This window comes from Alloalcanivorax balearicus MACL04, from assembly GCF_025532145.1.
Taxonomy (GTDB): Bacteria; Pseudomonadota; Gammaproteobacteria; order Pseudomonadales; family Alcanivoracaceae; genus Alloalcanivorax; species Alloalcanivorax balearicus.
Genome location: NZ_ARXS01000016.1, coordinates 32,610 through 44,493, shown reverse-complemented (window position 1 = coordinate 44,493; position 11,884 = coordinate 32,610). Strand labels below are relative to the sequence as shown.

Here is an 11,884-nt window from a genome sequence, read left to right as displayed (position 1 = left end):
TGGTGCGATGAGAATTCTACTGGTCAATAAATTTTATGACCCGACCATCGGGGGCGTGGAAAGCGTGGTGAAGCAGCATGCCGCTTTTCTACGCGAGCAAGGGCATGAGGTCACCGTCCTGTGTTGCAGTGACCGCTTTGCCGTCCACACCCTCGTTGAGGAGCATAATGGTGTTCGTGTGGTGCGTTGCGCGTCCTTCGGTACTTTTATGTCCATGCCGCTGGCGCCGGCGTTGTCCCTGCATCTGCTTCGTTTGCTGTTCTGGTCAGAGCTGGTGATCTATCATTTGCCGTTTCCGTTGGCCACGGTGTCCGCGCTGTTTCAGCCGGTAAGGAGGCCAGTGATTGTATTCTGGCACAGCGATATTGTTCAGCAGAAGCGTCTCAAGCCGATTGTACAGTTCTTTCAACGCGCCCTGTGCCGTCGGGCACGACGGGTGCTGACGACGTCGCCACAATTGCTTGAGTTTTCCGAGGTGATTCGCGATTTCCGTGACAAGGCGGCGGTGGTGCCGCTATCGGTACCCACTGGAGGAAGAAGCATCGCCGCGCCTGACTGCCGGCCGACAGGACTGCCCGAACTGCCTGAACGTTATGCGCTGTTTCTGGGCCGTTTGTGCTATTACAAGGGGGTCGACGTGCTGCTCAAGGCGTTGTCTGATCTGTCCAAAAGCGGTAACCCTTTTCCGGTGGTGCTCGTCGGCGATGGCCCGCTGAAGACTGATGTTGAGGCGGCGATACAAGGTCATGACCTGCCCCAGGTGATTTTTATCGACCGCCATGTTGATGAGGCCGAAAAACACTGGTTACTCGCCAATGCCTGGTTCCTGCTTTTTCCGTCCACGCAGCCCAGTGAGGCCTTCGGTATCGTTCAGCTTGAAGCCATGTATCATGGGGTTCCGGTGATTAACACTTCATTGCCTACCGGTGTTCCCTGGGTCAGCCAGGACCAGGAAACCGGGCTGACGATCGCGCCTGATGACGTCCCTGCGCTGACCCGGGCCTTCCTTCACCTGATGGAGAATCCGAGCACTCGGGAGCGCTGGGCGAAAAACGCCGTGGCTCGAGTGTGTGATCATTTCTCCGATGATCGGGCTAGTGAACTGCTCAATAAAGAGATCGAACGCGCCACCGCAGGCAGCGTATCGGTAGATCAGGGCTCCTAACTGTCTGATTAGCCCGGAAATTTTCTTCTTTTGGCAGGAGAGCGGGAATTTATACGGGTTTCGGCCCTCCAAGAGACTCATGGCTCTTATTATAGTGGCCGTTGAGGCTTCCGAATAAGGAGGTGGCAACGTACCATCATGAAATGCTACCGCAGCCAGATTTGTCGAAGGTTTGGAGTAAAGCCGCTGAATTACTGGGGTGTCGCACCATGATCCGGATCGTTGCGCGTCGTGTATGAGTTAGCTAGGCTTTGCGCGGTCTGGAGCAGAAGCCTTGATTATCCAGGACAGGAAAGGACAGGAAAGGAAGAAAGAATGACCGCTGCGTTTTTACCCGTATTGCTCGCCGGAGGTAACGGAACCCGGCTTTGGCCGCTTTCCAGAACGTTGATGCCAAAGCAGTTCATCCGTCTGGCCGGTACAGACACCATGCTCCAACAGACATTGTGCCGGCTTGATGGTCTGTCGCTAGAAAAGCCGTTCATTATCTGTAACGAGGAACATCGGTTCATCGTCGCCGAACAGGCCCGGCAGGCCGGGGTAGAAACGCAAGGCATCTTGCTGGAGCCGTTTGGTCGTAATACCGCGCCGGCGGTCGCGATGGTCGCGTTCGAGCAGCTTACGCAAGGTAACGATCCGCTGATGCTGGTGTTGCCGTCGGATCATCGAATCGAGAATGTAAAGGCGTTCCAGGCCAGTGTCATCGAGGCCGCCGCAGCTGCCGGACAGGGCAAGCTGGTTACTTTCGGTATCGTCCCGAGCCATGCTGAAACTGGTTACGGTTACATCGAGGCGGGCCAGCCGTTTTCCGCCAGCGGAGCACGAGCCGTGAAGCGCTTTGTTGAGAAGCCGGATAAGGCGACGGCAGAAGAGTTTTTGGCAAACGGCCACTTCTTCTGGAACAGTGGCATGTTTCTGTTTCGTGCCTCCCGTTATCTTGAAGAACTCAAAGCCGCCCGCGCGGATATTTACGATGTTTGTGAGCAAGCCGCGCAAAATATCGAGCGGGAGTTTGATTTTGCTCGAATACCGAAAGACATATTCGAAGCCTGTCCCGATGAATCCATCGACTATGCTGTTATGGAACCGACCGCCGAGGCGGCGATGGTCCCTCTGGACGCCGGGTGGAGTGACCTGGGGTCTTGGAGTGCGCTCTGGGAGGTGGAAGAAAAAGATTCGGACAATAACGTCAAAATCGGTGACGTGGTTGCCGCTGATACCCGGGGTGCCTACATCCGTGCGGAAAGCCGCCTGGTTGCCACTATCGGTCTGGAAGACGTGGTGGTGGTGGAAACCAAGGATGCGGTCCTGGTGGCCGAAAAAAGCAGGGTTCAAGACGTCAAGCGGCTGGTGGAGCAGATTCGAGGGGAAAAGAGAACCGAGCATCACTGTCATGTTCAGGTGTTCCGCCCCTGGGGTGATTACGAATCCATTGATGATGGGGCTCGCTTCCAGGTTAAGCGGATTACCGTCAAGCCTGGCCAGAAGCTATCCCTGCAAATGCATTATCACAGGGCGGAACATTGGATCGTGGTCAAGGGCACGGCTCTGGTTGAGTGTGGTGATGAGACGACCCTGCTAACCGAAAATCAATCCACGTTCATTCCTGTTGGCACCAAACATCGTTTGATTAATCCCGGCAAAGTGGCTCTGGAGCTTATTGAAGTTCAATCAGGTTCGTATCTCGGCGAAGATGATATTGTACGCTTCGATGATAATTATGGGCGGAGCTGATTGAATTTTGGGCAATGCCATAGCTCTTCCAGTTGATCGGAAACCCGCTGTGTCGCCGGTGGCCTTCTGGGGGATTGGCGCCAAACTCAATCTAGCCTGGTCGCTCAGGCGGGCAGAACCTAACCTGAGCGGGCGGTAACCGGTATAAGTTATTTTGTGAGGGTGATGATGAATGCCATCCGGGCTCTTTGGCGTTACCGCGGATTTATCCTCGGAAATGTAAAAAGAGAATTCCAATCGAAATACCTGAATTCGTTACTTGGTGTAGCCTGGACAGTCATTCAGCCGCTATCGATGATTCTGGTTTACACCATAATCTTTTCCCAAATCATGCAGGCCAAGTTACCAGGTGCGACAGCGGGTGCCTTCGGTTACAGCATTTACCTTTGCGCGGGTGTCCTGACCTGGGGGATGTTCGTTGAGATTCTCAGCCGAGGTCGGAGCACCTTTATTGAGAATGGTAACCTTCTCAAAAAGCTAAGTTTTCCCAGACTATGTTTGCCGACCACGGTTGTGGCAATGGCGTTATTGAATTTTTCGATCATCTTTGGCTTGTTCACAATTTTTCTTGTGATCAGTGACAACTTTCCTGGTTGGATTTATTTTGCCATTTTCCCAGTACTAATTATTCAGGTGTTGTTTGCGATCGGGCTAGGAATCACCCTTGGCGTTCTGAACGTGTTCTTCCGCGATGTCGGGCAGGCAGTCGATGTGGTTCTTCAATTCTGGTTTTGGCTGACACCGATTGTATATGTAAAAACTATTTTGCCAGAGGATGTACAACGACTGATGGTATATAACCCCATGACCGGACTGATGGACGCCTATCAATCCATTTTGGCCCATGGTGTGATGCCGGACTGGCAGGGGGTGCTGCCCGCTCTGTTCTTGGGAGTGTTTTTCTGCTTTCTAGGGATGCGACTGTTCCAAAAGCATTCCGGCGAAATCGTGGATGAGCTGTAATGGGACAGATCAGAGTTGTTGGTCTGGGAAAAGCCTATAAGCAGTATGGAAATCGTTGGAAACGGCTTGCGGAATGGGTACTCCCCGGTGATCGCAGATGGCATGAACTGACCTGGGTCTTACGGGATATTAGTTTCACCGTTGAGCCTGGAGAGGCGGTGGGTATTGTCGGTATGAACGGCGCGGGAAAGAGTACGCTGCTCAAAATGATCACTGGCACCACTATACCAACCACCGGTTCAGTGAACATGAGCGGCCGTGTCGCGGCTCTACTGGAACTCGGCATGGGCTTCCATCCCGATTTCACTGGACGACAGAATGTGTTCATGGCAGGCCAGCTATTGGGGTTAACCAGCGAAGAGATCAAGGGGTTAATGCCGGAAATTGAAGCGTTCGCCGAGATTGGTAAATACATTGACCGGCCAGCACGCTTGTACTCCAGCGGAATGCAAATGCGTCTTGCATTTAGCGTCGCTACCGCACGAAGACCGGATATTCTAATCGTCGATGAGGCTCTGTCTGTTGGGGATGCTTATTTCCAGCATAAGAGCTTTGATCGTATACGTCAGTATAGGGAACAGGGGACTACGTTACTGCTTGTGTCTCATGACAAATCCGCGATCCAGGCAATTTGTGACCGTGCAGTTCTCCTGAATGCAGGGGAATTGGCAATGGAAGGCGAGCCAGAGGCTGTAATGGATTACTATAACGCCATGTTGGCTGATCGCGAGAATTATTATATTCAGCAGACAGTTCAACCGGACGGAAGGACGCAAACTGTTTCCGGATCCGGTGAAGCGGAAATTTTCGATATTGCTCTAATTAATCAGGAAGGGGTGCGTGCTGAGGTAATTGACGTTGGTGAGAATGTTGTCCTTAGTATAAAAGTTAGAGTTCATAAGGATGTGCCGAAGCTGGTTCTTGGTTATGGTATCAAGGATCGATTAGGGCAAGTTATCTATGGCACCAATACCTTTCATACTGATCAGGTTCTGATGAATGTCAAAGGAGGATCAGAGATCCTCTTTGATATAAAGTTTCCGGCAAATGTTGGGGAAGGGAACTATTCGGTACAGACTGCCATCACGAGTTCGGATACTCATCTGGTGGATAACTACGAGTGGCGGGATCTGGCCCTCGTATTCAGCGTTGTGAACATGTCCAAGATTCACTTTGCCGGGTCGTCCTGGATCGAACCGACAATTGAGGTAACCAGTTAATGTCGATGATTTCCTATGCTCAGAATTTCGAAGACGTGATGCTTTGGAGGGCTCTAGGACATATAGATAATGGTTTCTATATCGATGTAGGTGCCAACGACCCGGTGGTCGACTCCGTGAGCCTTGCCTTTTACAAGAAAGGATGGCGAGGAGTTCATGTGGAACCAGTTCCTTCTCTTGTTTACTCAATTTCCAAGTCTCGCCCTGATGAGAGCCTCGAGCAAGCCGCTGTAGGCACGAATGAGGGTAAAATAATTTTTTATGAGGTGGAAGGAACTGGTCTGTCGACAGCGGAGGAGAAGATTGCCGCCCGGCACCGGGAGAGTGGTTTTAAGGTTTTTGAGAGGGAGGTCGAATGCATTACTCTGGACAATATTTTTGAAAAGTACCATAAAAATGAAATTCATTGGTTGAAAATTGATGTTGAAGGGCGTGAAAAAGATGTCCTTAAAAGCTGGCATGTTTCCGAAGCCAGGCCCTGGATTATCGTTGTTGAAAGTACCGTTCCACTCAGCGGAGAAGAAAATTTTCAAGACTGGGAAGCCGGTCTGTGCGACAAAGGGTACTCATTTGTCTATTTTGACGGTTTAAACCGATTTTACTTGCATGAGACTCATGCGAATCTACAGCGACACTTTAACGTTCCGCCAAACGTATTCGATAACTTTGTACTAAGTGAATCGAATTGGATGTGTGCTCACATCATTGAAAGAAAAAAACAACTTGAAGAGTCAGAAGAGCATCTTTCTCGTCTTGACAGTGAGATAAAGAACTTAAGAACCTCGCTGGAGCATCTGGAACTTGAGCATTCTCGATCAGAATCCAGGGCAGCCCGTGCGGAAGCTGCTGAGGAGGCTTTGTCCCAACAACTAGAGGATGTTTTTTTAAGCCGATCCTGGCGTATCACCTCCCCAATGCGCTGGTCAGGTCATCAGCTGTCCTTACTACGCCAGCATGGCGTCAAAAGTCGATTAAATGCTCTGGCAAGAAAATTGGCTATTGGCTTGATTCAGTACTCGAATCGTCATGCCCGCCTCAGACATTGGCTGGTTTCCTTGGCCCAACATCTTGGCGTGAAGGAACAGCTAAAGGTTGTTTATCATCGCTGTTTAAATAACGATTTACGAGGAAATATAAACGCAACTCCCAAAGTGCCTTTAGAAGTTGCTCACCTTGGCCCACATGCGCGCCAAGTGTATCAGGACATGAAACAGGTTATTGAACGTCAGGGAGGGGGTCAGTAATGCTTATCGTTATTGACATGCAAGGAGCTCAATCTGGAAGCAGGCTCAGAGGTATTGGTCGTTATACTCTGATGTTGGTCAAGGCGATGGTGCGCCAACGAGGTACGCATGAGATCATCCTCGCTCTTAATGGTTGTTTTTCGGACACAATAGAACCTCTACGCGCCGAATTTGATGGGCTTCTGCCACAGGAGAACATTCGTGTATGGCACGCTGCTGCTGCGGATGGAAAGGCCAGACACGGAGAGGAGGCAAGCTATCGACTAACAGAACTCACGTACGAAGGCTTTCTGGTAAGTCAAGATCCTGATTTTATTTATGTTACGAGTCTTTTTGAAGGTTTAGGAGAAGGGGCAATTACTTGTATTCATCGGCTTCAGAAGCAGGTGCCGGTGGCGGTTACGATTTTTGATTTGATTCCGTATATAAAACCTAAGCCATACCTGGATGATCCTACGGTTAGACGATGGTACTTGGAAAAGATTGAAAATCTGAAGCGGGCGGATGTCTGGCTTGGAATATCAGAATCTGCTCGAAACGAAGGTATAGAGCATCTGAACCTTTCCGAGGATAGAGTTTATAACATTTCCTCGGCGGCAGATGATGAATTTCAGAAGATCACGATTTCGCTTAATCAGGAGCGGAAGCTCCGAGATAAGTACGGGCTGAAGAAGCCCTATGTCATGTATACGGGTGGTATTGATTACAGGAAAAATATTGAAGGTCTCATTCGTTCCTATGCGCGTCTGCCAGGAGCTATACGTAAAGATCATCAGCTGGCCATCGTATGCTCGGTGAGACCGGAGAACCGCGTTCAGCTTGAAAAACTTGCCCAGAAGGAGGGTATGGAAGGTTCGGAGCTTGTATTGACTGGCTTCGTTCCGGAGCAAGATCTGATTGCTCTGTATAACCTGTGCAAGCTTTTCGTCTTTCCTTCGTTGCATGAAGGATTTGGCCTGCCAGCTTTGGAGGCAATTCAGTGCGGTGCTCCAGTGATAGCTGCCAATACTTCAAGCCTTCCCGAGGTCGTAGGCTGGGAAGAGGCACTGTTTGATCCGTATTCTGATGAATCTATTGCCGCGCTGATTGAGCGTGGACTATCTGATCAATCATTTTGTGACGAGGCCAAGCTGAGACAATCGGAGCACGCAAAAAAATTCTCATGGCGGGGTAGTGCTCGAACTGCATTGGCGGCCATGGAAGATTGGTATAACCGCGCCGATTCTGCTGCATTGAGTTTTGAGGTTCCATCTGAACGGCCGCTACTTGCCTATGTCTCTCCTTTGTCTCCTGTTCGTAGCGGAATTGCTGACTATAGTGCTGAGCTGCTACCCGAGCTTTCTAGATATTACGATATAGAGTTGATCGTTGATCAATCTAAATGCGATCTTAATCCGGGTATCCTTAACGGTAAACAATTACGGTCGCCTGAATGGCTTATCCAGAATGCAGATAAAGTTGATCGTGTTCTCTATCATTTCGGTAATTCTTCCTTTCATCGACATATGTTTTCGTTGTTGGAGAAAGTGCCGGGAGTGGTGGTGCTACATGACTTCTTTTTATCGGGAGCTCAGGCATATCGTGAGATAGATGGCTTGGAGCCCAATGCGTACGCCCTGGCTCTCTATCATAGTCATGGGTACCAGGCTCTGAGGGAGCGCTTTGATTCTGACACAGGCCAAGATGTAGTCTGGCGTTATCCTGCGAATCTGCCTGTTTTGCAGCGGGCTCAGGGTCTTATCGTTCACAGTGAGCATTCTCTTGAACTGGCTCGTGATTGGTTTGGGGAAAAAGCAAGGAGCGATTGGACTGTGATTCCTCATCTGAGAACTCTCGATGAGTCTATGGACCGTGCCAGGGCTCGTGAGGATCTGGGATTTAATGCTGATGATTTGGTCGTTTGCTCATTTGGGGTTTTGGGGCAGACCAAGCAGAATCATCGTTTGTTAAAGGCCTGGCTTGACTCTCCTTTAAGCAGGGATCCGCGCGCGCACCTGATTTTCGTGGGTCAAAATTCTGAAGATGAGTACGGCCGTTCTTTTGCTAAATCCGTTGCGAAAAGTGGTTCTTATAATCATATAAAGATTACTGGCTGGGCAGACGCGAAGATGTTTCAACAGTATCTCGCTGCCGCCGATATAGGTGTGCAGTTGCGCACCTTATCGAGAGGGGAAACATCCGGAACGGTGCTGGACTGCATGGGGAAAGGCCTGGCTACAATCATCAATAGGCATGGCAGTATGTCCGATATCGATTCCGCCGGGGTGTGCATGTTGCCGGATGAGTTTAAGGATGAGGACCTATTGGAAGCGTTGACGACCCTTGCAGGCAATGTGGAGTACCGTCAGCAATTAGGCGCTCAGGCGCGCGAAATAATACGTCATAATAATAATCCGGCGAAGTGCGCGAAGCAGTATCATGAAGCAATAGAGAGATATCATTGCAAGTCCTCCATCGGGCTGACCGGGTTGGTAAGAAAAGCTGCCCTAGAGTTGAAGGAGGGGACGGATTTGATTTCTTGGGCGGCCAATCTTTCAGCAAATTTCGCTCCCACTCCTCGTCCGAAGCAGTTATTGGTGGATGTCTCTGATTTGGTTCAGGGCGGTGATCAATGTGAGAACCACCGTGTGGCTCAGGCAATCCTTAAGGAATGGCTCGGGAACCCTCCTTCGGGTTATCAGGTGCAGCCGGTTTATGGTTCGAAGCATGGAGAAGGCTATTGGTATGCGCGTACCTTTACTCTGGATTTCCTCGATGTGCCAGCGTGTTTGGTTTTCGACGAGCCGGTGGAAGTCTGGGAGGGCGATCTTTTCATCAGTCTCGACTCGCAACCTCATGTTATCACTTCTCAAAGAGCGACTTTGGAGGATTGGCGTCGAAGGGGCGTGACAGTATGGTTTGTGATCTACGATCTTTTTCCTCTATTAACGCCTGAGTTTTTTGTTTCGGCTGGTAAAGATATTTATACGCAATGGTTTAATACTATTTGTCAATTTGATGGAGTGACGTGTATTTCCCGGACGGTGGCAGACGATTTCTCAGCTTATATGGCGAGGCTTGATATTGAGAGGGAACGTCCAATTAATGTCGATTGGTTTCATCTTGGTGCAGGCGTTTCCGGCACTTCCGCCAGTCGTGGAATTTCTTCGCAAGCGCAGTGGGCTCTGGACTCAATGGCTATCGCGCCATCTTTCCTGATGATCGGAACCATTGAGCCCCGTAAAGCCCATACGCAAGTTCTTGATACCTTTGAACAACTTTGGGCCGGCGGGATATCCGTACATCTATTTATCGTGGGTAAAGAAGGGGAAATGGTGGATCAGTTGACTAAACGCTTGTCTCACCACCCAGAACTTAACAAGCGATTATTCTGGCTGGATGACATCAGTTATGAATACCTTGAGGAGACCTACTCTAGGGCAAGTTGTCTGATTGCTGCCTCTTATGGCGAAGGGTTCGGGTTGCCTTTGATCGAAGCCGCGCAATATGGGCTTCCGATTTTGGCTCGCGATATTCCTGCTTTTAAGGAGGTGGCAGGCGACCACGCTTTCTACTTCAAGGGTGAATCGACGGATGATCTTGGCGAAGCGGTGAAGCAGTGGCTGGATTTGTATGCTAAGAATCAACATCCGGCATCCAATGACATCCCGTGGCTTACTTGGGAAGAGAGTGCTCAGAAGCTGTTAAGTTTGATTATTCCGGATATCGTTTGATGATTATTGATAGCTAGAAAGGCGCTCCTGATATGTTGTTTCCAGGGAGCGTCATGCCTGAGGAAATCGGTTTCTCACAGGCGTATTGAAAAGAGTATTAATTCTGAATAACGCCGCCGATCTTGGAGTAAATAAAATTGCTCTCCTACTTGGCACCGAACCCAGTAAGGATGGTGCGAATGGTCTTCAAGACAATCAGAATATCTAACCCGAAGCACTGATGTTTGATGTAGTAAAAATCGTGCTCCACTTTCTTTCGTGTTTCAGCCAGCCCGGCCACATAGCCTTGTTGTACCTGAGCCCAACCTGAGATGCCGGGCTTAATGATGTGACGGTAGCTGTAGAAGGGTACGTCCCGCTCGAAGGCTTCGGCGAATTCAGGCTGCTCGGGCCGAGGTCCGATCAGGCTCATATCGCCGATTAGTACATTCCATAGTTGTGGAAGCTCGTCCAGGCGGCTGCGACGAACGAGGCGGCCGAACCGGGTAATGCGATGCTCGTCATCGATAACGAAACGCGCTCTCTCTGGACGGTCGTCCATACTCATGGAGCGGAATTTCAGCATATTGAAAGGGCGATTTCCGACCCCCATCCGTTTCTGTATGAACAGGGCCGAACCCGGCGTTTCCCAACGAATAATGCAGGCGGTAATGAGACAAACCGGAAGTGCGATTGGGGCGAGTAGCAAGACCCCAAGAATGTCCAGCGTCCGCTTCCCGAGAAGATAAAGGGGGTTGGGCTGGAAGGCCTCGAAATCGGAGTTGCTCAGCGTATCCAGATTGACGCTGCCCGTCATTGCTTCCAAAAGGGAACGGCCGTTGAGCACCGGGATGCGTCGGGAATGGTGACGGGCGATAAAGCGCACCCAGTCGTCGTTGAGTTTGGTCTCCATGTCTACCACCAGAACATCGAAACGCCGCTTATCGTTGGGGTCGGTCAGATAGCAGAAGCGATATTGTTCGTGCTCCCGTTCCGGTTCCTCGAAACGGGTGCCGGGCACGAAGGCCAGTTTGGTGTAACGGAAACGGGCCTTCACCGCCAATGCCAGGCCCTGGTGAGCGAGAATCAGGACAAAGCCGATGAACAAGGGCAGACGTGAATAACCCAGCCGCAAGGCTATAACGGTGAAGATTGCCAGGCTGATGGTGATTCCCGTGACGCTCAACTGATAAGGCAAGAGGTTGCCCCCGGGGTATTGGCCCAGCGCACGGGAGAGCAGCAGATTGGTGATGAAGGTGGCGGCCAGTACAAATAAGGTCGTCGTCTGGTTTGTGTCACCAGGGAGCCATTGCCGGTATGCCAGCCAGAATGGGGCGAGAAGCACCAGGGCGAACGAAATGGACTGCCAGAGCGGCGAATTCAGGAGGATACGTTCGTACCATCGCTGGTGCCGCTTGGGTTCCAACCGGTGGTTCTGCTGTGATTCAAGCTGATGTAATGCATCACCCTGACTCATACTGCTCTTACCCTCGTTCCATCTCAGCGAATGACTAGAGCCTGACTTGCGACCGGGTGTCGCCAGTTCAATTTGGCCATTCTTAGGTGCTCAAGGCGTCGTCCATTGCCTCAAAAATGACAATTTTAGCATGGTTTTACCGGTTGAAGTCTGGCCGGTTGGTCAGATAGGGGCGGCTCCTTTGCGAATTCGGGCCAACTCCTTTGCAAAACAGGAAAAGGGGACAACAAAGGGATGGAGGAAGGGAAAAGAATTCGTCTGCAAGCAGACTTCCCACAGCGATTGGAAAGAAGACGGGAGTCCGTTGTTGGGGGAGAGGCGAGCGGGCAAAGAAAAAGGGCCTACCCGATGGATAGACCCTTTTCTATTTGGCTCCGCCTGCTGGGCTC

The 11,884-nt window shown here is 50.7% G+C and carries 7 protein-coding genes; 6 read left to right on the top strand and 1 reads right to left on the bottom strand.

Features of this window, described 5'->3' with window-relative positions:
• Positions 1–7 precede the first annotated feature (7 nt).
• From MA04_RS13910 to MA04_RS13885, 6 genes are all read left to right on the top strand, one after another.
• Positions 8–1,165 (top strand): glycosyltransferase, encoded by a 1,158-nt coding sequence (locus MA04_RS13910; RefSeq protein WP_262461058.1) that lies wholly within the window; start codon positions 8–10, stop codon positions 1,163–1,165.
• A 315-nt stretch (positions 1,166–1,480) separates the two neighbouring features.
• Positions 1,481–2,899, top strand: coding sequence for a mannose-1-phosphate guanylyltransferase/mannose-6-phosphate isomerase (locus MA04_RS13905; RefSeq protein WP_262461057.1), 1,419 nt, complete (start codon positions 1,481–1,483; stop codon positions 2,897–2,899).
• Between the two features lie 165 nt (positions 2,900–3,064).
• Positions 3,065–3,862, top strand: a complete 798-nt coding sequence (locus tag MA04_RS13900) for an ABC transporter permease (protein WP_262461055.1) — start codon at positions 3,065–3,067, stop codon at positions 3,860–3,862.
• Positions 3,862–5,082 (top strand): ABC transporter ATP-binding protein, encoded by a 1,221-nt coding sequence (locus MA04_RS13895; protein ID WP_262461054.1) that lies wholly within the window; start codon positions 3,862–3,864, stop codon positions 5,080–5,082. The genes MA04_RS13900 and MA04_RS13895 overlap by 1 nt, the downstream gene beginning before the upstream one ends.
• Complete coding sequence (locus MA04_RS13890) at positions 5,082–6,326, top strand: FkbM family methyltransferase (protein WP_262461053.1); 1,245 nt, start codon at positions 5,082–5,084, stop codon at positions 6,324–6,326. The genes MA04_RS13895 and MA04_RS13890 overlap by 1 nt, the downstream gene beginning before the upstream one ends.
• The gene (locus MA04_RS13885; RefSeq protein ID WP_262461051.1) at positions 6,326–10,039 is read left to right on the top strand and encodes a glycosyltransferase; all 3,714 of its coding nucleotides are present in this window, start codon (positions 6,326–6,328) and stop codon (positions 10,037–10,039) included. The genes MA04_RS13890 and MA04_RS13885 overlap by 1 nt, the downstream gene beginning before the upstream one ends.
• 145 nt (positions 10,040–10,184) lie before the next feature.
• Here the strand turns inward: MA04_RS13885 and MA04_RS13880 are convergent, their stop codons facing one another.
• Positions 10,185–11,495 carry a sugar transferase gene (locus MA04_RS13880; RefSeq protein ID WP_262461050.1) on the bottom strand — a complete coding sequence of 437 codons (1,311 nt, stop codon included), beginning with the start codon at positions 11,493–11,495 and terminating at the stop codon, positions 10,185–10,187.
• Positions 11,496–11,884: the final 389 nt, after the last annotated feature.

Bases quoted from the DNA above. Each gene is read 5' to 3' on its own strand.
- MA04_RS13895 (WP_262461054.1), top strand. From the start codon at position 3,862: ATGGGACAGATCAGAGTTGTTGGTCTGGGAAAAGCCTATAAGCAGTAT.
- MA04_RS13880 (WP_262461050.1), bottom strand. From the start codon at position 11,495: ATGAGTCAGGGTGATGCATTACATCAGCTTGAATCACAGCAGAACCAC.
- MA04_RS13905 (WP_262461057.1), top strand. From the start codon at position 1,481: ATGACCGCTGCGTTTTTACCCGTATTGCTCGCCGGAGGTAACGGAACC.
- MA04_RS13885 (WP_262461051.1), top strand. From the start codon at position 6,326: ATGCTTATCGTTATTGACATGCAAGGAGCTCAATCTGGAAGCAGGCTC.
- MA04_RS13890 (WP_262461053.1), top strand. From the start codon at position 5,082: ATGTCGATGATTTCCTATGCTCAGAATTTCGAAGACGTGATGCTTTGG.
- MA04_RS13900 (WP_262461055.1), top strand. From the start codon at position 3,065: ATGATGAATGCCATCCGGGCTCTTTGGCGTTACCGCGGATTTATCCTC.
- MA04_RS13910 (WP_262461058.1), top strand. From the start codon at position 8: ATGAGAATTCTACTGGTCAATAAATTTTATGACCCGACCATCGGGGGC.